Origin of the sequence: Pseudomonas sp. 21LCFQ010 (genome assembly GCF_024129905.1) — a bacterium.
Lineage (GTDB): Bacteria > Pseudomonadota > Gammaproteobacteria > Pseudomonadales > Pseudomonadaceae > Aquipseudomonas.
In genome coordinates, this window is record NZ_JAMYDZ010000003.1 from 23,506 (window position 1) to 49,976 (window position 26,471).

The 26,471-nt window shown below is 62.9% G+C and carries 26 protein-coding genes; 8 read left to right on the forward strand and 18 right to left on the reverse strand.

Annotated features, from left to right (window positions below; all coding sequences use genetic code 11):
- Positions 1-13: 13 nt before the first annotated feature.
- From NJC38_RS05240 to NJC38_RS05285, 10 genes are all read right to left on the reverse strand, one after another.
- The gene (locus NJC38_RS05240) at positions 14-613 is read right to left on the reverse strand and encodes a HutD family protein (RefSeq protein ID WP_253111905.1); all 600 of its coding nucleotides are present in this window, start codon (positions 611-613) and stop codon (positions 14-16) included.
- Between the two features lie 68 nt (positions 614-681).
- A complete protein-coding gene (locus NJC38_RS05245; protein WP_045485905.1) occupies positions 682-1,005 on the reverse strand; it encodes a DUF3392 domain-containing protein in 324 nt (107 codons plus the stop codon).
- Positions 1,006-1,014: 9 nt separating this feature from the next.
- Positions 1,015-2,226 (reverse strand): radical SAM family heme chaperone HemW, encoded by a 1,212-nt coding sequence (gene hemW / locus NJC38_RS05250; RefSeq protein ID WP_253111907.1) that lies wholly within the window; start codon positions 2,224-2,226, stop codon positions 1,015-1,017.
- A complete protein-coding gene (gene rdgB, locus NJC38_RS05255; RefSeq protein ID WP_045485911.1) occupies positions 2,226-2,819 on the reverse strand; it encodes an RdgB/HAM1 family non-canonical purine NTP pyrophosphatase in 594 nt (197 codons plus the stop codon). The genes hemW and rdgB overlap by 1 nt, the downstream gene beginning before the upstream one ends.
- On the reverse strand, positions 2,816-3,247 hold the full coding sequence (locus tag NJC38_RS05260; protein WP_253112250.1) for a DUF4426 domain-containing protein: 432 nt from the start codon (positions 3,245-3,247) through the stop codon (positions 2,816-2,818). Before NJC38_RS05260 ends, rdgB begins: the two co-directional genes overlap by 4 nt.
- 31 nt (positions 3,248-3,278) lie before the next feature.
- The gene (gene metW, locus NJC38_RS05265) at positions 3,279-3,899 is read right to left on the reverse strand and encodes a methionine biosynthesis protein MetW (protein WP_045485917.1); all 621 of its coding nucleotides are present in this window, start codon (positions 3,897-3,899) and stop codon (positions 3,279-3,281) included.
- Positions 3,900-3,906: 7 nt separating this feature from the next.
- Positions 3,907-5,046 carry a homoserine O-acetyltransferase gene (locus tag NJC38_RS05270; RefSeq protein WP_045485920.1) on the reverse strand — a complete coding sequence of 380 codons (1,140 nt, stop codon included), beginning with the start codon at positions 5,044-5,046 and terminating at the stop codon, positions 3,907-3,909.
- Positions 5,047-5,230: 184 nt separating this feature from the next.
- On the reverse strand, positions 5,231-5,821 hold the full coding sequence (locus tag NJC38_RS05275) for a YggT family protein (protein WP_253111910.1): 591 nt from the start codon (positions 5,819-5,821) through the stop codon (positions 5,231-5,233).
- Positions 5,822-5,849: 28 nt separating this feature from the next.
- Complete coding sequence (gene proC / locus NJC38_RS05280) at positions 5,850-6,671, reverse strand: pyrroline-5-carboxylate reductase (protein ID WP_045485926.1); 822 nt, start codon at positions 6,669-6,671, stop codon at positions 5,850-5,852.
- Positions 6,672-6,695: 24 nt separating this feature from the next.
- A complete protein-coding gene (locus NJC38_RS05285; protein ID WP_045485929.1) occupies positions 6,696-7,394 on the reverse strand; it encodes a YggS family pyridoxal phosphate-dependent enzyme in 699 nt (232 codons plus the stop codon).
- A gap of 55 nt (positions 7,395-7,449) precedes the next feature.
- Here NJC38_RS05285 and NJC38_RS05290 point away from each other — a divergent pair, with 55 nt between their 5' ends.
- Positions 7,450-8,484 carry a type IV pilus twitching motility protein PilT gene (locus tag NJC38_RS05290; protein WP_045485932.1) on the forward strand — a complete coding sequence of 345 codons (1,035 nt, stop codon included), beginning with the start codon at positions 7,450-7,452 and terminating at the stop codon, positions 8,482-8,484.
- 130 nt (positions 8,485-8,614) lie between these two features.
- On the opposite strand, the gene NJC38_RS05295 is transcribed toward NJC38_RS05290, so the two are convergent.
- Entirely contained in the window at positions 8,615-9,295 is a 681-nt protein-coding gene (locus tag NJC38_RS05295; RefSeq protein WP_253111912.1) for a C40 family peptidase, read from the reverse strand.
- A gap of 248 nt (positions 9,296-9,543) precedes the next feature.
- Here NJC38_RS05295 and NJC38_RS05300 point away from each other — a divergent pair, with 248 nt between their 5' ends.
- Positions 9,544-9,951 (forward strand): TM2 domain-containing protein, encoded by a 408-nt coding sequence (locus tag NJC38_RS05300; protein WP_253111914.1) that lies wholly within the window; start codon positions 9,544-9,546, stop codon positions 9,949-9,951.
- A 224-nt stretch (positions 9,952-10,175) separates the two neighbouring features.
- Here the strand turns inward: NJC38_RS05300 and NJC38_RS05305 are convergent, their stop codons facing one another.
- The 7 genes from NJC38_RS05305 to gshB all read right to left on the reverse strand — a co-directional run bounded on the left by NJC38_RS05305 (position 10,176) and on the right by gshB (position 16,188).
- Positions 10,176-11,447 (reverse strand): dihydroorotase, encoded by a 1,272-nt coding sequence (locus NJC38_RS05305; protein ID WP_253111916.1) that lies wholly within the window; start codon positions 11,445-11,447, stop codon positions 10,176-10,178.
- Positions 11,444-12,448, reverse strand: a complete 1,005-nt coding sequence (locus NJC38_RS05310; RefSeq protein ID WP_045485942.1) for an aspartate carbamoyltransferase catalytic subunit — start codon at positions 12,446-12,448, stop codon at positions 11,444-11,446. Before NJC38_RS05310 ends, NJC38_RS05305 begins: the two co-directional genes overlap by 4 nt.
- A 12-nt stretch (positions 12,449-12,460) precedes the next feature.
- On the reverse strand, positions 12,461-12,979 hold the full coding sequence (gene pyrR / locus NJC38_RS05315; RefSeq protein ID WP_253111918.1) for a bifunctional pyr operon transcriptional regulator/uracil phosphoribosyltransferase PyrR: 519 nt from the start codon (positions 12,977-12,979) through the stop codon (positions 12,461-12,463).
- A gap of 111 nt (positions 12,980-13,090) precedes the next feature.
- A complete protein-coding gene (gene ruvX, locus NJC38_RS05320; RefSeq protein ID WP_045485948.1) occupies positions 13,091-13,531 on the reverse strand; it encodes a Holliday junction resolvase RuvX in 441 nt (146 codons plus the stop codon).
- Positions 13,531-14,100: a YqgE/AlgH family protein gene (locus tag NJC38_RS05325; RefSeq protein WP_253111921.1), complete on the reverse strand. Its 570-nt coding sequence runs from the start codon at positions 14,098-14,100 to the stop codon at positions 13,531-13,533. Before NJC38_RS05325 ends, ruvX begins: the two co-directional genes overlap by 1 nt.
- 108 nt (positions 14,101-14,208) lie before the next feature.
- Positions 14,209-15,111, reverse strand: a complete 903-nt coding sequence (locus tag NJC38_RS05330; protein WP_045485952.1) for an energy transducer TonB — start codon at positions 15,109-15,111, stop codon at positions 14,209-14,211.
- Between the two features lie 123 nt (positions 15,112-15,234).
- The gene (gene gshB, locus NJC38_RS05335) at positions 15,235-16,188 is read right to left on the reverse strand and encodes a glutathione synthase (protein WP_253111923.1); all 954 of its coding nucleotides are present in this window, start codon (positions 16,186-16,188) and stop codon (positions 15,235-15,237) included.
- A gap of 214 nt (positions 16,189-16,402) precedes the next feature.
- Between gshB and pilG the strand changes: the two genes are divergently transcribed.
- Genes pilG through NJC38_RS05365 form a run of 6 tightly spaced genes read left to right on the forward strand, consistent with a single transcriptional unit; the run spans position 16,403 to position 26,210 of the window.
- Positions 16,403-16,813, forward strand: a complete 411-nt coding sequence (gene pilG / locus NJC38_RS05340) for a twitching motility response regulator PilG (protein ID WP_045485956.1) — start codon at positions 16,403-16,405, stop codon at positions 16,811-16,813.
- Between the two features lie 43 nt (positions 16,814-16,856).
- Positions 16,857-17,222, forward strand: coding sequence for a twitching motility response regulator PilH (pilH, locus tag NJC38_RS05345; RefSeq protein ID WP_045494110.1), 366 nt, complete (start codon positions 16,857-16,859; stop codon positions 17,220-17,222).
- Between the two features lie 15 nt (positions 17,223-17,237).
- Positions 17,238-17,777: a chemotaxis protein CheW gene (locus tag NJC38_RS05350; RefSeq protein ID WP_045485959.1), complete on the forward strand. Its 540-nt coding sequence runs from the start codon at positions 17,238-17,240 to the stop codon at positions 17,775-17,777.
- Positions 17,778-17,809: 32 nt separating this feature from the next.
- Positions 17,810-19,852 carry a methyl-accepting chemotaxis protein gene (locus tag NJC38_RS05355; RefSeq protein ID WP_045485963.1) on the forward strand — a complete coding sequence of 681 codons (2,043 nt, stop codon included), beginning with the start codon at positions 17,810-17,812 and terminating at the stop codon, positions 19,850-19,852.
- A 42-nt stretch (positions 19,853-19,894) separates the two neighbouring features.
- The gene (locus NJC38_RS05360) at positions 19,895-25,729 is read left to right on the forward strand and encodes an Hpt domain-containing protein (protein ID WP_253111925.1); all 5,835 of its coding nucleotides are present in this window, start codon (positions 19,895-19,897) and stop codon (positions 25,727-25,729) included.
- Positions 25,722-26,210, forward strand: a complete 489-nt coding sequence (locus NJC38_RS05365; RefSeq protein WP_045485969.1) for a chemotaxis protein CheW — start codon at positions 25,722-25,724, stop codon at positions 26,208-26,210. The genes NJC38_RS05360 and NJC38_RS05365 overlap by 8 nt, the downstream gene beginning before the upstream one ends.
- Positions 26,211-26,471 lie beyond the last annotated feature (261 nt).

Here is a 26,471-nt window from a genome sequence, read left to right on the forward strand (position 1 = left end):
CGTTAAAGCGCGCTTATTGCGCGCCGATAGCAGACAGCTCGATCAGGCAGCAGCGGCTTGGGCCGGGCGCCTGCAGTTCGATTTCCAGCAAGCCGCCGGGGTTGTCGGCGCGCAGGCAGTCATGTTGGCCGAGAATTTCCCAGAGCCCGTCATTGATGCTGATTGCGACTTGTTGCGCGGCACTGAACAGCAACACCACGCTGGCTGAGCTGAACAGCCGTTGCGGCTGGATGACGTCCAGCCAGTGCAGGCGTGCGTTGTAGCGTTGCGGGTGGTAGATCAGGTTGAAGTCGCGAATCGGACCGTCCAGCAAGGTGCTGCTGACCTGGCTGTCACCGCTGAAGGCCAGCGGGTCGGAAACTTTCAGCGGACGGCTGGGTTGGCCGTCGATGGTCAGGCTCATGCCGGCGCCTTGCAGCACGGTGATGATGCGTTGATAGCCAGCAAAAACAGAAAAATCGCCACTGCCTTGCACATCGGCCAGCGACAGGCGCCAGCCAAAGTCATCGAGTGCCTGCCCGGCGTCACGGGCGATTTCCATCGTTGTACCGCCGCCGTTCTTCCAGGGGGCGCTGGGGTAATCCTTGGCGTGGAGCAGGGTGGTACGGGGCATGGGGCGGACGTCCTTGAGGCATGCAGGGCGATGGCCATGATAGCAGTTGTCGATACAACCGCACCGCGTCACTTGCGATCGGCAATCACCCCGATCAGCACCAGCACCACCAGCAGCACCGGCGCCAGGCTGTAGTTATTGAACTGGCTGAGTCCCTTGACCACCCAGGGGGTGGCGTAGATCAGCGCCGCACCGCTGCCGATGGTGCAGGCCAGGGCGATCAATGGCACACGAATGGCGCTGCTCATGCTGCCGACCCGTTGCTCGACCCAGCCTTTGATATCTGCACCGAACAGCACCAGCAGGCAGCCCACCAGGGCCAGGGCGATTTCCGAAAGATTGCTGCGGCTCCAGCGCGAAACAGTGGCGAGCAGATCGAGTACGAGGTCCATGCAGGTTCCTTAGATCAGAAAGTATTGCAACAGGTCGTTGAGGAACAACTGGCCCTTGGGCGTGGCCGCCAGACGCTGCGGATCGGCCTGCAACAGGCCGCGTTGTTCGGCCTGCTCACGGCCAAGGGCCAGTGAATCGGGGCTTAGACCGGTTCTTTCACGAAATAATGCAGCGTCCACGCCATTTGTCAGGCGCAAGGCGTTCATCAGAAACTCAAAGGGCAGCTCATCGAGCGGCAACAGCTTGCTGCCGGCCTGGAATGGCTTGGCCGGGTTGAGGTAATCCTTGGGCAGGCGGGTCTTCCAGGTGCGTTCAATGCGCCCGTCCGGGTGGCTGAGCTTGCCGTGGGCACCGGCGCCGATGCCGATGAAGTCACCGAAGCTCCAGTAGTTGAGGTTGTGGCGCGCCTCTTTGCCGGCCTGGGCATAGGCCGAGACTTCGTACTGTGCATAGCCATGTTCAGCCAGCAATTGCTGGCCGGCTTCCTGAATATCCCAGAGGATATCGTCTTCGGGCAGCAACGGCGGCTGGTTCCAGAACACCGTATTGGGCTCCAGAGTCAGCTGATACCACGACAGGTGGGTGGGCTGCAGGGCGATGGCCTGACGCAGATCGGCCAGCGCTTCGTCCAGGCTCTGGTCCGGCAAGCCGTGCATCAGGTCGAGATTGAAGTTGTCGAAGCCGGCCTGGCGCGCCATGTCGGCGGCGCGAATCGCCTCATCACCGTTATGAATGCGCCCCAGCGCTTCGAGCTTGTCGGGCTGAAAGCTCTGAATGCCGATCGACAGGCGGTTGATGCCCAGCTTGCGGTAGGCACTGAATTTGGCTTGCTCGAAAGTCCCGGGGTTGGCCTCCAGGGTGATTTCGATATCGCTGGCGAAGCGGATACGTTGCTCGACCCCCACCAGCAGGCGGCCCAATGCTTCAGCGCTGAACAGGCTGGGGGTGCCGCCGCCAAAGAAGATCGAGCGCAGTTCGCGGCCATGCACGTTGGGCAATTCCAGGTCCAGGTCGGCCAGCAAGGCGTCGACGTATTCCTGCTCCGGCAGCACCGGGGTTGAAGCGTGGGAGTTGAAGTCGCAGTACGGGCATTTGCGCACGCACCACGGGATATGAATGTACAGCGACAGCGGCGGCAGTTCGGGCAAGGCGTCGCGCGGGGCTACCGAAGAGAAACCGCCGGCACCGGGGTGCAGCGGTTGTACGTCTGAATCAGTCATTACAGGCCCAGACGCTCGCGCAGCAACACCATGGCACGGGCCCGGTGGCTGAGCTGGTTCTTGTCGGCCGGCGCCAGGTCAGCGCTGGAGCAGTTGCGCTCCGGCACCCAGAACAGCGGGTCATAGCCGAACCCGTGTTCGCCGCTGGCGGCATGCAGGATGCGCCCGTGCCACAAGCCTTCGCAGAGAATCGGCAGCGGGTCGTCGGCGTGCCGTACCAGCGCCAGAACGCAGACAAACTGCGCGCCGCGTTGCTCATCGGGGACGTCTTTCAGAGCGTCGAGCAACTTGGCGTTGTTTGCCGCATCTCCTTGGCCGTCGGCATAGCGCGCCGAGTAGATGCCCGGTGCGCCACCGAGAAAGTCCACCGCCAGGCCGGAATCATCAGCCAAGGCTGGCAGGCCGGAAATCCGCGCCGCGTTGCGCGCCTTGAGGATTGCGTTCTCGACGAACGACAGGCCGGTTTCATCCGGCTCGACCGTGCTGAATTCGCCGATCGAGCGCAGTTGCACGCTGCCGCCAAGCATGGCTTGCAGCTCTTTGAGTTTGCCGCCGTTGTGGCTGGCCAGTACCAGTTGGGTGAAATTCATCATGGGTCCGGAAAGAGTTCCTGGTTGAAACTGAAGCGGTGGGTCACGCCGCCGGTTTCCACCTTGAGGTCGAAGATTCGGGTTTGCTGTTGCGGCACAGGATACTGCGCCACGTAGTAGATCGCGCCGGTTTCACGGATCACCCGGAAGTTGAGCGGCAGGCTGTCGCCGGTCAGTGACTTGAGGCTGCCGCTGACCTGGGCTGCCTGCGGCTGGCCCTGTTTGAGCACCGTCAGGTTGATCACGCCTTGCTGCTTGCTGCGGATCAGTTGCAGTTGCCGGGCGAGCTGCGGTTGCAGGAAGGTCGAGCTGAACGTCGAGTAGTGCACCGTCACATCGCCAAACCGTTGCTGGCGGTCAGCGTCGATACGCTCTGCCGCCAGGGCCGGCAGGGCCATGGCGGTGAACAACAGGCAGGCCAGATGTTTCAACAACCTGTTCATGGGCATGTCCTCGGGGTGCTCAGACCGCGAGCTGATGCTCGCTCAGGCCCGGGCTGCGGACCCGGTAGATTCCAACCTCACCCAACAGATTAGGCCACAGTTTGCTCGCCCACCCGTGGCGGTGCTGGTTATCCACCGCCATGCGATCGAGCACCCGTGCGTCACGCTCACGGCACAGCGCCTCGAAGTCCTTGAAGGTGCAGAAGTGGATGTTCGGCGTGTTGTACCAGGTGTAGGGCATGAAGTCCGACACCGGCATGCGGCCGTTGCGGGCCAGGTACCAACGGCAGCGCCAGTGGCCGAAGTTGGGGAAGGTGATGATGCACTGGCGGCCCACGCGCAGCATTTCGTCGAGGATCTTGTCCGGGTAATGCACGGCCTGCAACGCCTGGGTCATGACCACCACGTCGAAACTGTTACTGGCGAAGTTGCCCAGCCCCTTGTCCAGATCCTGCTCGATGACATTGATGCCGTTGAGCATGCACTGGGCAATGTTGTCGGGGTCTTTTTCCAGGCCGTAGCCGGTGACTTGCTTGTGGTCGCGCAGCCAGGCCAGCAACTCGCCGTCGCCGCAGCCCAGGTCGAGCACGCGGCTGCCAGCGGGAATCCACTCCTGGATGATCTCCAGATCGGCTCTCATGAGGTCCTCACAGCGCAATACGATTCATGTAGTTGCCGAAAGCCTGCACATAGCGCGGGTTCGGGATCAGGAAGGCGTCGTGGCCCTGCGGCGCGTCGATTTCCAGGTAGCTGACGTCCTTGCGCGCCGCCATCAGCGCATCCACCAGTTCCCGCGAGCGGGCCGGCGAGAAGCGCCAGTCGGTGGTGAAGGACATCACGCAGAATTTCGCGGTGGCCGTGGCGAAAGTTTTTGCCAGGTCATCGTTGTGCTGCGCGGCCGGATCGAAATAGTCCAGCGCCTTGGTCATCAGCAGGTAAGTATTGGCGTCGAAGCGCCCGGAAAACTCCTCACCCTGATAACGCAGGTAGCTCTCGACCTGAAACTCCACGTTGTGGAAGTCGTAGTTGAGCTTTTCGTTTTTCAGGCCGCGGCCGAATTTCTCGCCCATCGAATCGTCGGACAGGTAGGTGATATGGCCGACCATCCGGGCCAGCATCAGGCCGCGCTTGGGAATCACGCCATGGCTCTGGAAAGCGCCTTCGTGGAATTCCGGGTCAGTGAGAATCGCCTGGCGCGCCACTTCGTTGAAGGCGATGTTCTGTGCTGACAGTTTGGGCGCCGAGGCAATTGCCAGGCAGTGGCGTACGCGCTCGGGGTAGCTGATGGTCCATTGCAGCGCCTGCATGCCACCCAGACTGCCACCGACTACCGCAGCCCATTGGCTGATGCCCAGGCGGTCTGCCAGACGTGCCTGGCTGTTGACCCAGTCCTCGACGGTGACCACCGGGAAGTTGGCGCCGAACGGGCTGCCGGTCTCCGGGTCAAGGCTGCTCGGCCCGGTGGAGCCGTTGCAGCCACCGAGGTTATTGAGGCTGACCACGAAGAAGCGGTTGGTGTCGATCGGCTTGCCGGGGCCTATGCAGCTGTCCCACCAGCCCGGTTTGCGGTCTTCGCTACTGTGGTAACCGGCGGCGTGGTGATGGCCCGACAGGGCGTGACAGATCAGTACCGCGTTGCTGCCCGCAGCGTTCAACTGACCGTAGGTTTCGTAAATCAGGTCATAGGCTGGCAGGGTACGACCGCAGGCCAGGGCCAGCGGTTCATCAAAGTGCGCCAGTTGCGGTGTGACCAGACCAACAGAATCGGGGGGAAAGACCGTGGGCATCGACCCTGCTCTCGCTGTAAAGAGGCGTAAGTCTAAAGACCCGAGGGGTTGGCAGCAACACAGAACCCTGTAGGAGCGGCCGGGCGGCGATCCGCTTTAGCCGCGAAAATCCATCAGGCGACGCAGTTGCATCGTTTGATCGGGGGCTTTCGCGGCTAAAGCCGCTCCTACGGAGGTTACGCGGTTACATCAGCATGCGCAGTACTTGCGGCATGCCGGTCATCGCCGCCAGATTGTTGATCACCAGCATGTCCAGCAGCTTGATGACCATGAACGCCAGGATCGGCGAGATATCCAGGCCGCCCAGGTTTGGCAGCAGGCGACGAAACGGCGCCAGCACCGGCTCGCAGATCTGGTTGACCAGTTCGGCGCCAGGGTTGTGGCTGCCCGGCGCGACCCAGGACAGGATCACGCTGATGATCAGCGCATAGAAGAAAATGTTCAGGAACAATCCGGTGACACCGATGATTGCCCACACCAGCAGCGACAGGAACGGGCCGGTGGTGCCTGCGGCGAGCAGCAGGGTCAGGGCCATGAGCACCATCTGCACGATGATCGCCAGCACCAGCGACGACATGTCCAGGCCGAACAGGCTCGGGATGATCCGGCGCAGCGGGCGCAGCAGCGGCTGGGTGGCCTTGACCGCAAACTGGCTCAGCGGGTTGTAGAAGTCGGCACGCACCAGTTGCAGCACGAAGCGCAACAGGATCACCAGCAGGTAAAGGCTGCCAAGGGTTTGCAGGATGAAAATTGCAGCGGTGTTCAATCCGATCATTGATCAGCTCCGGTAAGCGCCTGAAAAATTATTGGCCCAGTTGTTCGGCCAGTTCTGCCGAGCGTTTGGCTGCGGCATTGAGGGCCGTCTCGACCAGCGCTTCGAAGCCGCCAGCCTGGAAGGATTTGATTGCAGCTTCGGTGGTGCCGGCCGGCGATGTGACGCGGCGACGCAGTTCGGCGGCATCCACGTCGCTGCCGGTGCTCATCAGCGCAGCGCCCAAGGCGGTCTGCTGGGTGAGCTGGCGGGCGATGTCTTCGGGCAACCCCAGTTTGACGCCGGCGGCGGTCATGGCTTCGATCAGCAGGAAGAAATACGCAGGGCCACTGCCAGACACGGCAGTCACCGCATCGAGTTGCTGTTCTTGTTCAAGCCACAGGGCGACACCGACGGCCGACAGCAGTTGCTCGGCCTGCTGGCGCTGGACATCACTGACCTTGTCGGTGGCATACAGGCCGCTGACGCCCTGGCGCAGCAGGGCCGGGGTGTTGGGCATGCAGCGCACCACCGGTTGCTGTTCGCCCAGCCACTGGTTGAGGCTGGCGCAGGTGATGCCGGCGGCCACCGAAACGATGAGTTGCTCAGGCTTCAGGCTCGGCGCCAAATCCTGGCAGACCGCTTTCATCATTTGCGGCTTGACCGCCAGCAGCACCACATCGGCGCCCGTGACGGCGTCGGCGTTGTCGGCCACCACTGCAATGCCGTGCTCGGCAGCAATCCGGCCACGGGTCTCGGCCCCCGGATCGGCGGCGCGGATGTCGTCGGCTTCAACGCCCTGGGCACGCAGGCCGCCGATCAGGCTGGCGGCCATGTTGCCGGCGCCGATGAAGGCGATACGAGTCTTGCTCATGACAGGTTTCCTTGAGTTCAGAGGTTATGGCTGGCCGTGTGTCTGGCTGTAGTCGCGGGCGCCAAAGAGCGCGGTGCCGATACGCACCCAGGTGGCGCCTTCACTGATGGCGGCCTCCAGGTCATGGCTCATGCCCATTGAAAGGGTGTCCAGTGCTTGCGGCAGTTGTTCTTGCAGGATACGGACTCTGGCAAAGGCTGCATGCTGCGCTGCGACATCGTCGGTCGGTTCCGGAATCGCCATCAGGCCGCGCAACTTCAGTCGTGGCAGGCTGGCAATGGCCGCCGCCAGTTGCGGCAGCTCTTCAGGCGTGCAGCCAGACTTGCTGGCTTCACCGCTGACATTGACCTGGATACAGATATTCAACGGTGCCAGGTGTTCAGGCCGTTGCTCGCTCAGGCGTTGGGCTATTTTCAGGCGGTCCACAGAGTGTACCCAGTCAAAGTGCTCGGCAAGCGAGCGGGTCTTGTTCGACTGAATGGGGCCGATGAAATGCCAGTGCAAGGGCAGGTCGGCCAATTGCTGCTGTTTGCCCAGTGCTTCTTGCAGGTAATTTTCGCCAAAGTGCCGCAGGCCGGCGGCGAAGGCTTCGCGCAAGGCCTCTGCGGGCTTGGTCTTGCTCACTGCCAGCAGGCCGATGCTGTCCGGGTCGCGCCGGGCTGCCTGGGCCGCGACGCGGATTCGTTGTTCGAGCGTTGATATATTCGCTGCTATCGTGGACATTGATTCGGGCCGGCAGAACTGAGGTCTGCGGCATTCTATGTGATTGAGGAGCTGTATGGATATTACCGAACTGCTGGCCTTCAGTGCCAAACAGGGCGCCTCCGATCTGCACCTTTCCGCAGGCTTGCCACCGATGATTCGTGTCGACGGTGACGTGCGGCGGATCAACCTGCCGGCGCTGGATGCCAAGCAGGTCAAGGCGCTGATTTACGACATCATGAACGACAAGCAGCGCCAGGATTATGAAGAACGCCTGGAAACCGACTTTTCTTTCGAAGTCCCCGGCGTGGCGCGCTTTCGGGTCAACGCTTTCAACCAGAACCGTGGCAGTGGCGCGGTGTTTCGCACCATTCCGTCGAAGATCCTGACCCTTGATGACCTCGGCATGGGCGAGAACTTTCGGCGCATCACTGACGTGCCACGCGGGCTGATTCTGGTCACCGGGCCTACCGGCTCAGGCAAGTCGACCACCCTGGCGGCAATGATCGATTACCTCAACAGCAACAAGCATCACCATATCCTGACCATCGAAGACCCGATCGAATTCGTCCACGAGTCCAAGAAGTGCCTGGTCAACCAGCGTGAAGTGCACCGCGACACGCTGGGCTTTTCCGAAGCCTTGCGCTCGGCGCTGCGTGAAGACCCGGACGTGATTCTGGTCGGCGAGATGCGCGACCTTGAAACCATCCGCCTGGCGCTGACGGCGGCTGAAACCGGCCACCTGGTGTTCGGCACCCTGCACACCACCTCGGCGGCCAAGACCATCGACCGGATTGTCGATGTGTTCCCGGCTGCGGAAAAGTCGATGATCCGCTCGATGCTCTCAGAGTCGCTGCACGCGGTGATTTCGCAGGCGTTGTTGAAGAAGGTGGGCGGTGGCCGGGTGGCGGCCCATGAAATCATGATGGGCACGCCGGCAATCCGTAACCTGATTCGTGAAGACAAGGTCGCGCAGATGTATTCCGCGATCCAGACCGGTGGCGCGCTGGGCATGCAGACCCTGGATATGTGCTTGGCCGAGCTGGTCAAGCGTGGCCTGATTACCCGCGACAACGCGCGAGAGAAGGCCAAGGTGCCGGATAACTTCTAATTGTGCAGCCATACCTCAGCAGAAGATCACCCGCCGCCCTGCCGCGCCGCCATTGCAGGACCCCGCAGGAGCCGCTTTAGCGGCGAAGCCTCGGCCAAAGCGAATGCCGCGGGCGCTTCCAGTGAATCTGTCAGCCCTTGGCGATATTCAGCGGGGCTTTCTGCTTGGGCAGGACGCGCTTGGCGACCTTGTAGTTCTTGTCCCAGTAAGGCTTTTTCAGCGTGTCAACGGTTACCGCCTTGCCACGGCGTGGCGCGTGGACAAAGCGATCGTTGCCCAGATAAATGGCAACATGGTTGATGCGTCGGCTCTTGATGTTGAAGAACAGCAAGTCGCCCGGCTTGAGGTCTTTGCGGTCTACCGCCTGGCCATGACCCGAGGCCATGTCCTTGGAGCTGCGCGGCAGGTCGACATTGGTCACATCGGAGAAGGCGTATTTGACCAGCCCGCTGCAATCGAGACCCTTGCCCGGCGTGGTGCCACCCCAGCGATAAGGCGTGCCGACGGTTTCCAGCGCGCGCTTGATTACCGCATTGCCCTGTTTGTTGCTGCCTGCGACAGCGACGGTGTCTGCGGATTTTCTGGAATTTCTGGCCGGCAGCGGGTTCTGAACCGTCGCCTTGCGGTCGTGCACAGCGTTGATGGCTTGCGCACGCGCCTGGGCCTGCGAGGCATCATAAGGCTGGGAAGCATGGCTCTTGGCGGTAAAACCGCTGAAGCCGGCGGGTAAGCGTTGTTCACGATTGGTGGCGTGAACGGCCAGTGGCATAAGGAGACAAATGGTCAGCCATGTCTTGAAAAAAGGACGCATTTGGCAGGGCTCTTAAAGATCAGCGCGCAACTCTATAACAGCTTGAAGACAAAGCCGACCCCATTGGTCGAGCCAATACCCCCTGAACTCTTGCGGATTTATTCAAGGTCTCTTTTGTAGCCAGCAGCAATCCCTTGAGTTACAAGGGGTTGAAGGCATTCTGATGACGCAGGACCATACGTCGGAAGGCACATGAAAAGTCACAAACTTTACACCTATTTTTTTGTATCGATGCGAAGAGGTCGTTCATGAACAACTATCGGGCTAACACGCACAGCAAGGTGCTGGGCTATCTGCTGTGGATTTTCGGCTTTCTGGGTGCGCACCGTTTTTACTACGGCAAGCCGGTGACCGGGACCATCTGGTTCTTCACCCTGGGGTTGTTGGGAGTCGGCTGGCTGATCGACCTGTTCCTGATTCCGTCCATGGACCGCGAAGCCGACCTGCGCTTCACACCGGGGCCGACCGACTACAGCCTGGCGTGGATCCTGCTGACCTTCCTGGGCATCTTCGGCGTACACCGCCTGTATCAGGGCAAATGGATCACCGGGATCATCTACCTGTTTACTGGCGGGCTGTTTCTGGTGGGCGTGCTGTATGACTTCTGGACCATGAACAACCAGATTTCCATCAGGAATGCACAGTTGCAGCGTTGAAAATGCCTCGGTGCTACGTTATCGCGCAGCAAACACCGAATCCCGACCGGCCGGGCGGCGATCCGCTTTAGCCGCAATACCGTTCAGATAGCGCCGCATACCCGGAGGCTTGCCGGAGTGCCGGACCACAACGAAGACGGCGGCACGTTCGCAGCAGATGCTGTGAATGTGCCGGCCTCTTCGCGAGCAAGCTCGCTCCCACAGGGGGCATCTACGGGGTTACATCAAGCGCTGTAGGTGATCCGGCCGTCCACCAGGGTGTAACGCACTGCGCCCGGCAGGCAATGGTCGAAGAACGGGCAGTTTTCGCCTTTGGACAGCCAGGCCTGGCCGGCCAGGGTGCTGGCGGTCGGGTCGAACAGCACCAGGTCTGCGGCGCTACCGGCCTGCAACTGACCGGCCGGCAGGCGCAGTGCCGAGGCCGGGCCGCTGCTGAGGCGAGCGATCAGGGTGGGCAGGTCAAGCAGGCCGTCCTCTACCAGGGTCATGGCCAGCGGCAAGAGCAGTTCGACGCTGCTGATACCAGGTTCGGTCGCGCCGAACGGTGCCAGCTTGGCATCGCGCTCGTGGGGCTGGTGATGGCTGGAAATCGCCTGGATCACTCCCGACTTCACGGCTGCACGCAGACCGTCACGGTCAGCGCGGGTGCGCAGTGGCGGCTGCACGTGATACAGGCTGGAAAAGTCGATCAGCGCCTCGTCAGTCAGGATCAACTGATACAGCGCCACATCAGCCGTCACCGGCAGGCCGCGAGCCTGGGCGTCAGCGATCATTGCGGCGCCACGGGCGCTGGTCAACTGGCTGAAGTGCGCGCGTACGCCGCTTTGCTCGACCAGCAGCAGGTCGCGGGCCAGGGCCACGGTTTCAGCGGTTTCCGGAATGCCCACCAGACCAAGGAAGCTGGCAGTCGGGCCTTCGTGGGCCAGGCCGCCGGCGGCCAGGTCGTGATCCTGAGAATTGAAAATCACCGTCAGGTCGAAGGTTGCCGCGTACTCCAGCGCCCGGCACAGGGTGCGGGTGTTGCCGAAGGTCTTCAGACCATTGGTAAAGGCCACGCAACCGGCGTCGCGCAGGGCGACCAGTTCGGCCAGTTGCTCGCCTTCCAGACCCTTGCTCAGGGCGCCGATCGGGTACACCTTGCTGAAGCCGGCCTCGCGGGCACGGTCGAGAATCAGCTCGGCGACTGCCGAGGTGTCCAGGACCGGTTTGGTCCGTGGCGGGCAGCACAGGCTGGTCACGCCGCCCGCGGTGGCCGCACGGGTTTCGCTGGCGATGGTGCCTTTGCGGCTGTAGCCGGGCTCGCGCAACGAGACGTTGAGGTCGACCAGTCCGGGCGCGGCGACCAGGCCTTGGGCGTCGATGCGCTGGGCCGGCTCGAAACCTGCCGGTGCGGCGCCAATGGCTAACAGTTTGCCTGCTTCGATGTGCAGGTCGGTGACCTGATCCAGCCCGCTGACCGGGTCGATGACGCGAGCGCCGAGAATGCTGAGCTTCACAGGGCGTGCTCCTGCTCGAATTGACGTTGGGCGTTTTGCCCGCTCATGGCCATGGACAGGACCGCCATGCGCACCGCAATGCCATAGGTGACCTGGTTGAGAATCACCGAGTGCGCGCCGTCGGCGACGGCTGATTCGATCTCTACGCCGCGGTTGATCGGGCCGGGGTGCATGACGATGGCGTCAGGCTTGGCACCGGCCAGACGTGCGGTGGTCAGGCCGAACAGGCGGTAGAACTCACCCTCGCTGGGCAGCAGGCCGCCCTGCATGCGTTCACGTTGCAGGCGCAGCATGATCACCACGTCGACATCCTTCAGGCCGGCCGCCAGGTCGGTGTAAACCTTGACCCCGTACTGTTCGATGCCGACCGGCAGCAGGGTCTTGGGCGCGATCACGCGGATATCCGGGCAACCCAGCGCCTTGAGCGCCAGCATGTTCGAGCGTGCCACCCGCGAGTGCAGGATGTCGCCGACGATGGCCACCGAAAGGTTTTCGAAGCCGCCTTTGTGGCGGCGGATGGTCAGCATGTCGAGCATGCCCTGGGTCGGGTGCGCGTGGCGCCCGTCGCCGCCGTTGATGATCGCCACTTCAGGGCAGACGTGTTCGGCGATGAAGTGCGCCGCGCCGGAGTCGGCATGGCGTACCACGAACATGTCGGCAGCCATCGCTTCAAGGTTGCGCAGGGTGTCGAACAGCGTCTCGCCCTTGCTGGTCGATGAGGTCGAGACGTTGAGGCTGATCACGTCGGCCGACAGGCGCTGGGCCGCCAGTTCGAAGGTGGTGCGGGTGCGGGTCGAGTTCTCGAAGAACACGTTGCAGACGGTCTTGCCGCGCAGCAGCGGCACCTTCTTGACCGCTCGGGCGCCCACTTCCAGAAAGGAGTCGGCAGTGTCGAGAATTTCCGTGAGCAGTTCGCGGGGCAGGCCATCCAGGGACAGGAAGTGGCGCAGCTGGCCCTGGTGATTGAGCTGCAGCGGGCGCTTGGCGTCGAGAGGCGTCATCGCAATGGACTCTTAAAGGGCTGAGGCAGGGGAGAGGTCTTGGAGTTCGAGCGCCAGCGGCTCAGGGCCGCTCAGCTTGACCCGTTCGTCAGGCGCCAGCGACAGCGTGGCACCGACCACGTCGGGGCTGATCGGCAGCTCGCCGGCATCCAGGTCCAGCAGGCAGACCAGCGTAACGCTGGCCGGGCGGCCGTAATCGAACAGTTCATTGAGGGCGGCGCGCACCGTCCGGCCACTCATGAGCACATCGTCGATCAGTACCAGATGCTGGCCTTCGATTTCGAACGGCAGCTCTGAAGGCTGGACTTGAGGGTGCAGGCCGTTCTGGCTGAAATCGTCGCGGTAGAAAGACACATCCAGGGTGCCGAGCGGCGCCGGGTTATCGAGCGCCTTGAGCAGCGCCTGGGCCACCCAGATACCGCCGGTGCGGATGCCGATAAAGCGTGGTTCGCTGATTGCGCGCTTGTTCAGGTGGGTCGTCAGGTCGGTGGCCATCTGACGGATCAGTTCGGCGGGGTTGGGCAAACTCATGCTGGCTCCTTCAGAAGCTCGGCAGTGCCATCGGTGGCACCGCTCAAGCGCAAATTTGAAATCCTCGGGGCATCTGACTGAGGGTTATCGAAGTGTTGCAACGGCCTGGGGTCACCCATTGAGCAACTCGGGATTGTCGTCCAGCCAGCCTTGCAGCAGCAGGGCGGCAGCAATGGCATCCACCGGGTTGTCGCGATAACTGCCGCGCTGACCGCCGCGGGCCATGCGTTCGCCCTTGGCCTCGAAGGTGGTCAGGCGTTCGTCATGGGTAAAGGCCGGTACATTGAAGCGACCGTTGAGCTGGCGGGAGAACTTTTCGGCGCGGGCGCTCATGTCGCTGGGCGTGCCGTCCATGTTCAAGGGCAGGCCGACCACCACGGCATCGGGCTTCCATTCATTGAACAGGGCCTGGACCTTGTTCCAGTCCGGCACGCCATTCTGGGCCTTGAGGGTGCAGAGTTCACGCGCCTGGCCGGTCACTGCCTGGCCAACCGCCACGCCAATCTGCCGGGTGCCGTAGTCAAAGCCCAGGATCAGGCGTATCGCAGCCATCAGGCGTGACCTGCCTGAGTGGAAAGCAGACTCAGATTGACCCCCAGGCGCGCGGCAGCGGCATGCAGGCGCTGATCACTGTCGACCTCGAACAGGATGGCCGGGTCGAACGGGCAGGTCAGCCAGGCGTTGGTGGCCAGTTCTGCGTCCAGTTGGCCGGCGTCCCAGCCGGCGTAACCGAGGGCGATCAGGCTGTGCTCGGGACCGCTGCCGTCCGCAATGGCAAACAGTACGTCCTGAGAGGTCGACAGCGACAGACCTTCAAGTTCGACCGTGGCCTGGAAAACCGGACCGGTGGGGTGCAGGACAAAGCCGCGATCAGTCTGCACCGGGCCGCCGGAGTGAATCTGGATATGCTGGCAGCGTGCCGGGGCGAGCTGCTCCGGGCGCAATTGCTCAAGCACATCGGCCAGGGTCAGTGCCTGCGGTCGATTGATCACCAGGCCCATGGCGCCATTGGCGTTGTGCTCGACAATATAGGTCAAGGTCTGGGCGAAATTCGGATCGTCCATATGCGGCATGGCGATCAGGAATTGGTGCTTGAGGTAGCTCGGAGCGAGGTTTTTCATAAGGTGTAGTTTGGCTCTGCCGGGGGAGCCTGACAACCGTGCGTGGGGCTTTGCCCAGCAAAATGTTGTCAGGCTATGGCTTTTGTGGTGCGGGTCTCAGAGCGCAGCTTAGTTGCTGGACAGACGGTCGCCCTTGGCAAATTTCCAGGTGCGGATGATCTCAAGCCGGTCGATGTCGGCAAGATCGCCGGTGAACGGCGCAAAAGGCGCCGCCAGGCGCACGATACGCTGCGCGGCCTGATCCAGCAGTGGTTGCCCGGACGACTCCAGCACCAGCACTTCATACAGCGAACCATCGCGGTTGATCGACACCAGCAGGCGCAGGCTGCCGTAGATCTGCTGACGGCGCGCCTCGTCGGGGTAGTTCAGATTACCGACCCGCTCGACCTTCTTGCGCCAGTCGTCCTTGTACCAGGCACCCTTGTCGCGCATGGTCGAGGCCGCGTTGAGGCGGTGAATCTTCGGCCGCTTGGCGTAACGCTGTTGTTCGGCAGACAGTTCGGCTTCCAGGCTGGCGATTTCATTGCTCAGTTGCGCGCTGTCGAAGGTCGGGGCGGCTTTGAGCTGTGGGTCCGGCTTGACCTCTTCGCGCTTGGCGACGGTTTTTTCCTGAACCTGGGCACGGGTGGCCACGGCCGCCTTGGGCGCGTCCTGTTTTTCCACCGGCTTGCTAGCCGGAGGCGGCGTCACCCGGTTGATCTCGGTGTCCTGAAATGGCGCCAGCTCGGTAGTCTTGAGCGTTTCGGCATGATCCAGCGTGCCGCTGCCTTCCTGGTTGTCCTGGGCCAGAAAGTCCGCGTTGGCGGGCTTTTTCTCACTTTTGAAGGTCGCCAGGGTGATCTCCAGGGTCTGGGAGATCTGCTCGGGCTTCACATAGGTAAAACCCACCCCGAGAATCAGCGCCAGGTGCACCAGTGCGGCGATCAGCAGGGTAAAGCCCAGGCGGTCACGGGCACGCACACCGGTGGTGGCGTGGTCGAGTACCAGCGGGTTGTAGGCCATTGCTGTCATTGAAGATTGGGCTGCCATGGGGTCCGGACGGGGTTCGCAAGACGCGCATCATAACAAGTCAGCAGCGCCAGGCGACAGGCTACAGACGGCAAGACAATGGTTTGCCGCCTGTGCCTGGCAGGCTCAGCGCGCCTTGAGCTTGCTCTCGATGGCATCCATCAGCAGGCTGCCGATATTGGTGCCGAAAGCATTGTCGATTTCGCGGATGCAGGTCGGGCTGGTGACGTTGATTTCGGTCAGGTGCTCGCCGATCACGTCCAGGCCGACGAACAGCAGGCCTTTTTCACGCAGGGTCGGGCCGACCTGGGCGGCGATCCAGCGGTCGCGTTCGGTCAGCGGCCGGGCTTCGCCGCGTCCGCCGGCAGCCAGGTTGCCACGGGTTTCACCGGCGGCCGGGATGCGCGCCAGGCAGTACGGCACCGGCTCGCCGTCGACCATCAGGATGCGCTTGTCGCCATCCTTGATTGCCGGCAGGTAACCCTGGGCCATGATCTGCTGGGTGCCGTTGGCGGTCAGGGTTTCGAGAATCACCGACAGGTTGGGGTCGCCGGCCCGGTGACGGAAGATCGAGGTGCCACCCATGCCGTCCAGCGGCTTGAGGATGGTGTCGCCCTGTTGCTCGGTGAAGGCGCGCAGGATGTCCGGGCGGCGGCTGACCAGGGTCGGCGGCGTGCACTGCGGGAACAGCGTGGCGAACAGTTTCTCGTTGCAGTCACGCAGGCTTTGCGGCTTGTTGACCACCAGCACGCCAGCACGCTCGGCTTGTTCGAGCAGGTAGGTGGAGTAGACAAACTCCATGTCGAACGGCGGATCCTTGCGCATCAGGATCACGTCCAGGTCGTCCAGGCCGTTGTCTTGTTCGGCGCCGAATTCGAACCATTTTTCCGGGTTGGCGAATACCGTCAGCGGTTTCATCCGCGCGCGGGCCTGGCCCGAGTTCTGGTAGAGGTCCTGCTGCTCCATGTAGAACAGCGACCAGCCGCGTTCCTGGGCGGCAAGCAGCATGGCCAGCGAGCTGTCCTTCTTGTAGGAGATGCCCTCAATAGGGTCCATGACAATCCCCAAGCGAACGCTCATGGGCAAAATCCTCTGATCGGTGATGGCGCTGGGCCGGAACAGGCGTCAGGTTGGCGCTCGCCGTGCTCCGGGTCAAGGGGCAACTGGCTGGCGTTTATGGATTGCAGCGGGAGAGTGTGCTAAAAAGTCACGGCATCCGGCCAGGCGGTTATACGCCAGACTCCGGTGCCGTGCAGACCACGCAAACATTCGCCGCGGCGACGGAACAGCACACATGGAACAGCACGCCCCAGCCTTGAAGGTCATGGTCATCGATGACTCGCGGACCATTCGCCGCACCGCTGAAACCATCCTGAAGAACGCCGGTTGTGAGGTCATCACGGCCGTCGACGGGTTCGATGCCTTGGCCCGGATCGTCGATCATCACCCGCGAATCATCTTCGTCGATATCATGATGCCGCGTCTGGATGGCTATCAGACCTGCGCGCTGGTCAAGAACAACCGGGCGTTCAAGTCCACGCCGGTGATCATGCTGTCGTCGCGTGACGGGCTGTTCGACAAGGCCAAGGGCCGCATCGTCGGCTCAGATCAGTTTCTGACCAAGCCTTTCAGCCCGGAAGAACTGCTCAGCGCAATCAAGGCCCATGTGCCTGGCTTCGTTGCCGTTGAACAACATGTACCGTGAGGCCGGCAGGCACCATGCCGGCTACCACCATTTGGGGAATACCATGGCTCGAATATTGATCGTCGATGATTCGCCGACTGAAATGTACAAATTCACCAGCATCCTGGAAAAACACGGCCATCAAGTGTTCAAGGCCGAGAACGGCGCCGATGGCGTGGCCCTGGCGCGCCAGGAAAAACCCGACGCGGTGTTGATGGACATCGTCATGCCCGGCCTCAATGGCTTTCAGGCCACGCGCCAGTTGAGCAAGGACGACAGCACCCGGCATATTCCGGTGATCATGATCACCACCAAGGATCAGGAAACCGACAAGGTCTGGGGCACCCGCCAGGGGGCGCGCGATTACCTGACCAAGCCGGTGACCGAAGAAACCCTGATCAACACCCTCAACGCGGTACTGGCCGGCTAAGCCGCCGGAGCGCCGATGCCCGGGTCGCGTACCGCTTTCGAACTGTTGTTCGACATCGACCAGCGTTGTCGCTCTCTGGCGGCGGGCCTGCCGTCGCAGGAGACCCGTGGCCAGGACTGGAGCGGTATCGGTTTTCGCCTGGGCGAGCAGTTGTTTGTCGCGCCGATGGGCGAGATCAGCGAAATTCTCAACGAGCCCCGCGTGGCAGCGATGCCGGGGGTCAAGCCTTGGGTGCTGGGGCTGGCCAACCTGCGCGGGCGACTGTTGCCGGTGATGGACCTGAGCCGCTATTTCGGCCAGGGCCATGCGCCGTTGCGGCGTCAGCGCCGGGTGCTGGTGGTCGAGCATCAGGAGGTGTTTGCCGGGTTGCTGGTCGATGAAGTGCTGGGTATGCAGCATTTTGAGCCCGAAGACTTGCGCGCTGACGCGGCGCAGCCATTCGGGCCACGCATGGCGCCGTTCGTTCGTGGCCAGTTCCAGAGCACAGCGGTATGGCGAGTGTTCAGCACCCTGGCGCTGGCGCAGTCGGCGGATTTCATGGATGTTGCGATATAGACGTTCTCAACAGCCGGGCGGGAGCCTGATTAATGACTGATACAGGCAAGTCCGAAGAAGGGTTGCGCAGCCGTCGGCAGATCGTGGTGTTGTTCATCGTGCTGATCGTGCTGATCGTGGTGCTGTTCGCCAACTTCGCCTATCTCAACACCCAGTCGAACTATGACAAGCAGTACATCGGCCATGCCGGTGAGCTGCGTGTGCTGTCCCAGCGGATTGCCAAGAACGCCACCGAGTCGGCGGCCGGCAAGGCGCAGGCGTTCAAGCTGCTCACCGATGCGCGTAACGATTTCGACCAGCGCTGGAGCTTCCTGAAAAACGGCGACCCGGCCACCGGCCTGCCTGCGGCGCCATCCGGGGTGCATAAAGAGTTGCGTGCTGTGCAGAGCGACTGGGAAGCGCTGCGCAAAAGCACAGACGTGATCCTGGCCAACGAGCAGACCGTGCTGTCGCTGCATCAAGTGGCGGCGACCCTGGCCGAGACCATTCCGCAATTGCAGACCGAGTACGAAAAGGTCGTCGAGATTCTGCTGCAGAGCAAGGCGCCGTCCAGCCAAGTGGTGTTGGCCCAGCGCCAGGCGTTGCTTGCCGAGCGGATCCTCGGCTCGGTCAATACGGTGCTGGCCGGCGACGAAACCACGGTGCAGGCCGCCGATGCCTTTGGCCGTGATGCCAGCCAGTTTGGCCGGGTGCTCAATGGCATGCTCGAAGGCAATACCGGGATGAGCATCAGCCGCGTCCAGGATCCGGATGCGCGGGCGCGGCTGGCCGAAATTGCCGAGTTGTTCGAGTTCGTTTCCGGTTCGGTGGATGAAATCCTCGAAACCTCGCCGGAGCTGTTTCAGGTGCGCGAAGCTGCCGGCAAAATCTTCATCACCTCTCAGACCCTGCTCGATCAGGCTTCGGCGCTGACCACCAGCCTGGAGCGGCTGACCGGCCAGCGCACGATGAATTCGGTGGGCGGTTATCTACTTGGCCTGCTGGCGGTGATGTCGGTGTTGCTGATCGGCCTGGTCATGGTCCGCGAGACCAACCGCCAGTTGCACGAAACGGCGCAGAAGAGCGAGCGCAACCAGGCGGCGATCATGCGCCTGCTCGATGAGATCGAAGACCTTGCCGATGGTGACCTGACCGTCGCGGCATCGGTGACTGAAGACTTCACCGGAGCCATCGCTGACTCGATCAATTTCTCCATCGACCAGTTGCGTGAACTGGTGGCGACCATCAACTTCACCGCCCAGCAGGTCGCTGCCGCCGTGCAGGAAACCCAGACCACCGCCATGCAACTGGCCGGCGCCTCGCAGCATCAGGCCTTGCAGATCAGCGCGGCCTCGGCGGCGATCAACGACATGGCGCAATCGATCGACCAGGTGTCGACCAACGCCTCCGAGTCTTCGACGGTCGCCGCCCGCTCGGTGGCTATCGCCAACAAGGGCAATGAGGTGGTACACAACACCATCCATGGCATGGACAACATTCGCGAGCAGATTCAGGACACCTCCAAGCGCATCAAGCGTCTGGGCGAGTCATCTCAGGAAATTGGCGATATTGTCAGTCTGATCGACGACATTTCCGACCAGACCAACGTACTGGCCCTCAACGCGGCGATCCAGGCGTCGATGGCCGGTGATGCCGGGCGCGGCTTTGCCGTGGTGGCCGACGAAGTACAGCGGCTGGCCGAGCGCTCGTCATCCGCGACCAAACAGATCGAAAGTCTGGTGCGGGCGATCCAGAACGACACCAACGAAGCGGTCATCTCGATGGAGCAGACCACCAGTGAGGTGGTGCGCGGTGCGCGTCTGGCGCAGGACGCCGGGGTCGCCCTGGAAGAAATCGAAGGCGTATCGCGGGTGCTGGCCGAGCTGATCGAAAGTATCACCGACGCCGCCCAGCAACAGGCGGTTTCCGCCGGGCAGATCTCCCAGACCATGACCGTGATCCAGCAAATCACCTCGCAGACCACCTCCGGGACGGCAGCCACTGCCGAAAGCATCGGCAACCTGGCGAAGCTGGCCAGTGCCATGCGGCGTTCGGTGTCCGGGTTTACCTTGCCTGCCTCCAGAGATCACGGATGACGCGGTTCACCTTCATGCCCGACAGCCAGAGCCACGCGCGCCATGCCTGACCGCCACGACTATGTCGCCCTTGAGTGGGTCAAAGGCAGCATCGCCGAAACCCTCGCGCAGGCCCGTCAGGCGCTGGACGGCTATATCGCCAGCCCTGATAAGGGCGCGGCCCTGGATGAGTGCCTGAACGGCCTGCATCAGGTCTATGGCTGCCTGCAGATGATCGAGTTCTATGGCGCGGCGCTGCTCGCCGAAGAAATCGAAAAGCTGGCGCTGGCCCTGCGTGGGCAACGGCTGGCCAATCAGCCTGAAGCCTTGCAACTGCTCAGTCAGGCCATGAACCAGTTGCCGATCTATCTGGAGCGTATTCACACCGCGCGGCGCGATCTGCCGCTGGTGATCCTGCCGTTGCTCAACGACCTGCGCAGTGTCCGTGGCGAAAGCCTGCTGTCGGAAACCAGCCTGTTTGCGCCCTTGCTCGATGACACCGGCCCGCTCGACGCCCAGACCCTGGCCCAGCGCGATTTTCCTGGCCTGGCGCAACTGCTGCGCACCTGGCGGCAAAGCCTGCAGGATGCCCTGAGCGGGTTGATCCGCGAGCAGGATGTGCCGTCGCAGTTGCAACACCTGACTGAAGTGTTCGCCCATCTCGAACGGCTGTGCGAAGGCGCCCCGCTCGAAGCGTTATGGCGCATCACCTCGGCGCTGGTCGACAGCATGGCGGCTGGCAGTTTTACCAACAGCCCTGCGCTGCGCAGCCTGTTCCGGGATGCCGACCACGAGCTTGAACGGCTGATCGAGCAGGGCGTGTCAGCGATCAACCAGCCCGCGCCGGACGAGTTGCTCAAGAGCCTGCTGTTCTATATCGCCAAATCCGACAGCCAGTCAGCGAAAGTGCTGGCGCTCAGAGAACAGTACGCGCTGGACGATGCATTGCCTGCCAGCCACATCGTGTTCGAAGAGCGGGCGCGGATGACGGCGCCGGATCGCGACGCCATGCGCAGCGTAATCCTGGCGGTGTGCGAAGGCCTGGTGCGGGCCAAGGAACGGCTGGACGTGTTCGTGCGCGGTGACCGCCAGCGGGTCAGCGAACTCAACGCACTGTTGCCGTCGTTGCGGCAGATTGCCGATACCCTGGCGGTATTGGGCTTCGGCCAGCCGCGCAAGGTCATCATCGACCAGGCCAGCGTGGTGCAGGGCATGGCCCAGGGGCAGCGTGAGCCCAGCGACGCGACCCTGATGGATGTGGCCGGCGCGCTGCTTTACGTCGAGTCGACCCTGGCCGGCATGGTCGGCGGCAGCGCTGAAACCCGCCGTGAAGAGAGCCATCTGCCGACCACTGATCTGACCCGCATTCATCAACTGGTGATTCGCGAAGCTCTGGTGGTCTTGCAACAGGCCAGAGACGTCTTGCTCGACGCGCTGGATGGCGAGTGGTCGCCAGCGCGCCTGCTGCCTCTGCATGAGCATCTCTGGCAGGTGCGCGGGGCCTTGGCGATGATCCCGCTGGCCACCGCCGCCGGCCTGCTGACAGCCTGCAGCGACTATGTTCGCGAGCAGTTGTCGGCTGCCGACAGCGCGCCGCCCGCCGCGCAGCTTGACGACCTGGCCGATGCGCTCAGTGCCATCGAGTATTACCTTGAGCGCATGGTCGAAGACCACGATGCCCCCGGTGACCGCTTGCTGGCGATGGCCGAGGCCAGCCTGGCACGGTTGGGTTACGTGGCTGCGCCGCTGGTGGAGGCGCTCGAAGAGCCGGTCCTGGCTGCGGGCGCAGCAAGCCCGGAGCTTGCCCGGGTGCTGGCGCGACCATTGGCGGCGGTCAACCCGCCCGGTCGCGACATGCCGGCCAGCCTGTTGCCACCGCCGCTCAACGAACAGGCGGTAGACGATGAGCTGCGCGAGGTCTTCATCGAGGAAGCCGAAGAAGTCCTGGCCGCTCTGCAAGAGCAGTTGCCGCGCTGGCTGGTTGCCCTGGCCACGCCGGGGGTGGCCAGCAACCAGACGTTGGCCGACATTCGCCGCGCGTTCCACACCCTCAAGGGCAGTGGTCGCATGGTCCGTGCGCTGGTGATCAGTGAGCTGGCCTGGTCGGTGGAAAACCTGCTCAACCGCATCCTTGAAGACAGCGTGGTCGCTGACCAACAGGTGCGTCAGTTGCTGGCTGGGGTGCAGGCGTTACTGCCTGAGCTGCTCCGCGATTTCGCCAGTAATGCCCAGCGTCAGCGCGAAGACGCCGACCGCCTGGCCGCTCAGGCCAAGGTGCTGGCTGATGGCAAGCCGGATGATGAACCCGACACCCAATTGCTGGAGATCTTCCGCCAGGAAGCCCAGGGGCATTTGCAGACCATCGACCGTTTTCTCGATAGCGCCTCACGCAATGACTCCTCCGCGATTGGTGATGACCTGCACCGTGCGCTGCACACCCTCAAAGGCAGTGCCTACATGGCCGGTGTGCTGCCGATTGCCGAACTGGCCAAGGCACTGGACGAGTTGATACGCGAGTTCAAGGCCAACCTGATCGCCATTGAAACACCGGAATTGAAGCTGCTACGCGCCGCCGAGCCGCTGTTCTACAAAGGCCTTGAGCAATTGGGCAGCCAGCCGCTGGCGCCCATTGAAGGGGCCGCTGAGGTGATCGAGGCGGCGCACTCGCTGCTGCAGCAACGCCTTGCGGCGGCCCTGCAAGACACCGATGACGGCAGTGCCGAGCGCCTCAACCCCAAGGCGATCACCACCTTTCTGCATCAGGGCATGGATATTGTGCTCGACGCCGAGGGCCTGTTGCAGCGCTGGCGCGAGCATCCGGGCCAGCGTCAGGAACTGACCACCCTGCTTGATGAGTTGACCAGCCTGGGGCACAGCGCGCACCTGGCCGAATTGCCGCAGGTCGATGAACTGTGCGAGGCCTTGCTGGACCTGTACGGCGCGGTTGAAGAAAGCAGCCTGGCAGTCAGTGAGCGGTTTTTCCATGAGGCTGAACAGGCCCATGAAGCACTGATCGACATGCTCGACCAATTGGCCGCCGGCCAGGACGTGCAGCCGCGCGCCGATCGCATCGAGGCCTTGCATGCGCTGCTCGACGAAGCACTGGAGCCTGGCGCCGCCGGACTGGTTTCCAGCGCTGGCCAGCGGGTCATCGAGCTGGGCGCCGCCACCGACCAGCTTGCCGAAGAGGGCGGCCAGGACGACGAAATTGTCGCGATATTTCTGGAGGAAGCCGCCGATATCCTCGACAGCGCTGGCGAGGCATTGCAGCGCTGGCTGACGGCTCCGGACAATTCGGCGCCACTGCCGTCGCTGCAACGTGATCTGCATACCCTCAAGGGCGGCGCGCGAATGGCCGCTATCAGCCCGGTGAGCAATCTGGGGCATGAGCTGGAGGCGTTGTACGCCGGGCTGATCGAGCGGCGTTACGGCTATTCACCGGAACTGGCCGAGTTGCTGCTGGCCAGCCACGACCATCTGGCCCTGATGCTGGAGCAACTGCGCCACCGCGAAACCCTGGACGACCCGGCAGCGCTGATCGCGGCCATCGAGGCGCTGCGCCGCGCCAGTGGCCGCGACCCTGATGCCGGGCTGGCGCTTGCCACTGAACCGGCCGCCGACGGCCCCGAGCGTGATCCTGAACTGCGCGCCGTGTTTCTCCAGGAGGGCCTGGATATTCTCGACAGCGCCGGTGCCGCCCTGGCGCGCTGGCAGGCTGACCCGCATAACCTGCTGGAAGTCGAGACGCTGCTGCGCGACCTGCACACCCTCAAGGGCGGTGCACGGATGGTCGAGATCAAGCCGATCAGCGATCTGGCCCATGAGATCGAATCGCTCTACGAAGCGGTGTCTGCCGGGCTCCGCCAGCCCGGCCCGGTGTTGCTGGAGCTGTTGCAGCGCGGCCATGACCTGTTGGCCGACATGCTCGATGCGGTGCGCGCCGAACAACCGCTGCCCGATGCCGTTCGACTGATCGATAACATTCGCCAGCTCGATGTGCTGGAGCCGGTCGTCGTGGCGCCGCCGGTGCCAGCCGCTGGCGCCGAGAGCGAAGTCGAGCGAGCCGGGCCGGAAATGGTCAAGGTGGCCGCAGAAGACCTGGAACAACTGGTCAACCTGGCCGGCGAGACGTCGATTTTTCGTGGCCGTATCGAACAACAGATTCTCGACACCAGGGCCACCCTGGTAGAAGTTGAAACCACTCTGGAGCGTATGCGCGACCAGCTGCGTCGCCTCGAAACCGAAACCCAGGGGAGTATTCTCAGCCGTGAGCAGAGCCACGCCGAATGGCGTGGCTACGAAGATTTCGACCCGCTTGAAATGGACCGCCATTCGCAGCTCCAGCAGTTGTCCCGGGCACTGACCGAGTCGGCCTCGGACTTGCTGGACCTCAAAGAGACCCTCGACCAGCGCAACCGCTATGCCGAGACGCTGCTGGCCAAGCAGGCACGGGTCAACACCGAGTTGCAGGAGGGCCTGATGCGCACCCGCATGGTGCCGTTCGAGCGCCTGGTGCCGCGCTTGCGCCGGGTGGTGCGCCAAGTGGCGGGCGAACTGAACAAGCAGGTGCAATTCGACGTCGGCAATGCTGAAGGTGATATGGACCGCAGCGTGCTGGAGCGCATGGTCGCGCCGCTGGAGCACATGCTGCGCAATGCGGTGGACCATGGCCTGGAAAGCACCGAGCGACGCATCGCGGCGGGCAAACCGGAGCAGGGCCATATTCGTCTCGACCTGCGGCATGAGGGCGGCGATATCGTTATCGAGCTGAGCGACGATGGTCTGGGTGTCGACCTGGCTGCGGTACGGCGCAAGGCGATCAAGCGTGGGCTGATCCAGCCCGATGCGGTGCTGGCTGACCATGAAGTGCTGTCGTTCATTCTTGAGGCCGGGTTCTCGACTGCCGAAGTCATCACCCAGATTTCCGGGCGCGGCGTGGGCATGGACGTGGTGCATGCCGAGGTCAAGCAACTGGGCGGCTCGATGAGCATCGACTCGGTGCCGGGCCAGGGCACACACTTTCGGATTCGCCTGCCATTCTCGGTGTCGGTCAACCGGGCCTTGATGGTGCAGTGCGGTGATGAGCTGTACGCCTTGCCGCTCAATACCGTTGAGGGCCTGGTCAGGGTAATGCCCGGCGAGTTGCTTGAGCATTACCAGAGCCAGCCGCCGCGTTACCGGTATGGCGGGCATACCTACGACCTGCGCTATCTGGGCGAACTGCTGGGCATTGGCCGGCCGCGCCTGCACGAGCAAATGCAGCCGGTGCCGGTGCTGCTGGTGCATCAGCAGGATCAATGGGTGGCGGTGCAGGTCGATGCGCTGGCGGGGTCCCGGGAAATCGTGGTCAAGAGCCTCGGCCCGCAGTTTTCCAGGGTCCAGGGCGTTACCGGGGCGACCATTCTGGGCGATGGCCGGGTGGTGTTGATCCTTGACCTGCTCGCCTGGTTGCGTGGCCAGCAGGGCCGCGCATCGATGCAGCAACCGGCCTGGCGCCTGTTGCCGGTTGGCGCCACCGGGCAACGGACCCTGCGCGTCATGGTGGTGGATGACTCGGTGACGGTGCGCAAAGTCACCAGCCGCCTGCTGGAGCGCCACGGCATGCAGGTGCTGACCGCCAAGGATGGGGTCGATGCCATGAGCCTGCTGGAACAACACACACCGGACATCCTGCTGCTGGACATCGAAATGCCGCGCATGGATGGTTTCGAAGTGGCCAGCCTGATCCGTCGGCATGAACGGCTGCGCGACTTGCCGATCATCATGATTACCTCGCGTTCTGGGCAAAAACACCGTGATCGGGCGATGGCCTTGGGCGTCAACGATTATCTGAGCAAGCCCTACCAGGAGTCGGTCCTGCTCGAAAGCATCGCCCGCTGGAGTTCGCCGCATGCCTGATGTCGCCTACGAGTCCAGCCGCCGCTCGACCCTGACCTGCCTGCTGTTGCCGCTCAGTGACCGCTACCTGCTGCTGCCCAACGTTGCGGTCGCGGAACTGATCGATTACCAGGATTGCCATGCCGACCCGAATGCCCCGGCCTGGTATTTGGGCAATATCCGCTGGCGCGAGCTTGATCTGCCGTTGCTGAGCTTCGAAGCCGCCTGCGGCGGACGCACCAAGGTCGGCGGCCGGGCCCGCATCGTGGTGCTCAATGCGCTGGGCGGTAACGCCGAACGCCGGTATCTGGCGCTGCTGATCCAGAACATCCCGCGCTCGTGCAAGGTCGACAATCAGTTGAGCTACGTCGATGTACCGCTGGCATCGCTGGAGCTGGCTGCGGTGCAGGTCGGCGACACGCTGGCCCGGGTGCCGGACCTGGTGGGGCTGGAGCAGTGGCTGGTGGACGCGGGCGTGGTCGATAACGATACACGGCCGTAGGAGCGGCTTTAGCCGCGAAGGGCTTGCGGCCAAAGCAAAAGCTTCCCGGCTAAAGCCGGTCCTACAGGCTAATGCCGATCAGTTAAGGATAACGCGGTCATTGTGGGAGGAGCCGGCCGGCCCCTCCCACGGAGACCGAGCAAGGTTCGATAATCGCTTAACTGATCGGCATTAGTCCTACCATTAACCTGAGCGTAACGATTCCACGCTGAGCTTGATTGATGCCGCGCCCGGCGGCTTCTAAGGTGACCCACGACAGCG

What these genes read in the sequence shown, in the direction of transcription:
- NJC38_RS05240 (WP_253111905.1), bottom strand. Translation starts at nt 613, where the DNA reads ATGCCCCGTACCACCCTGCTCCACGCCAAGGATTACCCCAGCGCCCCC.
- NJC38_RS05245 (WP_045485905.1), bottom strand. Translation starts at nt 1,005, where the DNA reads ATGGACCTCGTACTCGATCTGCTCGCCACTGTTTCGCGCTGGAGCCGC.
- hemW (WP_253111907.1), bottom strand. Translation starts at nt 2,226, where the DNA reads ATGACTGATTCAGACGTACAACCGCTGCACCCCGGTGCCGGCGGTTTC.
- rdgB (WP_045485911.1), bottom strand. Translation starts at nt 2,819, where the DNA reads ATGATGAATTTCACCCAACTGGTACTGGCCAGCCACAACGGCGGCAAA.
- metW (WP_045485917.1), bottom strand. Translation starts at nt 3,899, where the DNA reads ATGAGAGCCGATCTGGAGATCATCCAGGAGTGGATTCCCGCTGGCAGC.
- NJC38_RS05270 (WP_045485920.1), bottom strand. Translation starts at nt 5,046, where the DNA reads ATGCCCACGGTCTTTCCCCCCGATTCTGTTGGTCTGGTCACACCGCAA.
- NJC38_RS05275 (WP_253111910.1), bottom strand. Translation starts at nt 5,821, where the DNA reads ATGATCGGATTGAACACCGCTGCAATTTTCATCCTGCAAACCCTTGGC.
- proC (WP_045485926.1), bottom strand. Translation starts at nt 6,671, where the DNA reads ATGAGCAAGACTCGTATCGCCTTCATCGGCGCCGGCAACATGGCCGCC.
- NJC38_RS05285 (WP_045485929.1), bottom strand. Translation starts at nt 7,394, where the DNA reads ATGTCCACGATAGCAGCGAATATATCAACGCTCGAACAACGAATCCGC.
- NJC38_RS05290 (WP_045485932.1), top strand. Translation starts at nt 7,450, where the DNA reads ATGGATATTACCGAACTGCTGGCCTTCAGTGCCAAACAGGGCGCCTCC.
- NJC38_RS05295 (WP_253111912.1), bottom strand. Translation starts at nt 9,295, where the DNA reads ATGCGTCCTTTTTTCAAGACATGGCTGACCATTTGTCTCCTTATGCCA.
- NJC38_RS05300 (WP_253111914.1), top strand. Translation starts at nt 9,544, where the DNA reads ATGAACAACTATCGGGCTAACACGCACAGCAAGGTGCTGGGCTATCTG.
- NJC38_RS05310 (WP_045485942.1), bottom strand. Translation starts at nt 12,448, where the DNA reads ATGACGCCTCTCGACGCCAAGCGCCCGCTGCAGCTCAATCACCAGGGC.
- pyrR (WP_253111918.1), bottom strand. Translation starts at nt 12,979, where the DNA reads ATGAGTTTGCCCAACCCCGCCGAACTGATCCGTCAGATGGCCACCGAC.
- ruvX (WP_045485948.1), bottom strand. Translation starts at nt 13,531, where the DNA reads ATGGCTGCGATACGCCTGATCCTGGGCTTTGACTACGGCACCCGGCAG.
- NJC38_RS05325 (WP_253111921.1), bottom strand. Translation starts at nt 14,100, where the DNA reads ATGAAAAACCTCGCTCCGAGCTACCTCAAGCACCAATTCCTGATCGCC.
- NJC38_RS05330 (WP_045485952.1), bottom strand. Translation starts at nt 15,111, where the DNA reads ATGACAGCAATGGCCTACAACCCGCTGGTACTCGACCACGCCACCACC.
- gshB (WP_253111923.1), bottom strand. Translation starts at nt 16,188, where the DNA reads ATGAGCGTTCGCTTGGGGATTGTCATGGACCCTATTGAGGGCATCTCC.
- pilG (WP_045485956.1), top strand. Translation starts at nt 16,403, where the DNA reads ATGGAACAGCACGCCCCAGCCTTGAAGGTCATGGTCATCGATGACTCG.
- pilH (WP_045494110.1), top strand. Translation starts at nt 16,857, where the DNA reads ATGGCTCGAATATTGATCGTCGATGATTCGCCGACTGAAATGTACAAA.
- NJC38_RS05350 (WP_045485959.1), top strand. Translation starts at nt 17,238, where the DNA reads ATGCCCGGGTCGCGTACCGCTTTCGAACTGTTGTTCGACATCGACCAG.
- NJC38_RS05355 (WP_045485963.1), top strand. Translation starts at nt 17,810, where the DNA reads ATGACTGATACAGGCAAGTCCGAAGAAGGGTTGCGCAGCCGTCGGCAG.
- NJC38_RS05360 (WP_253111925.1), top strand. Translation starts at nt 19,895, where the DNA reads ATGCCTGACCGCCACGACTATGTCGCCCTTGAGTGGGTCAAAGGCAGC.
- NJC38_RS05365 (WP_045485969.1), top strand. Translation starts at nt 25,722, where the DNA reads ATGCCTGATGTCGCCTACGAGTCCAGCCGCCGCTCGACCCTGACCTGC.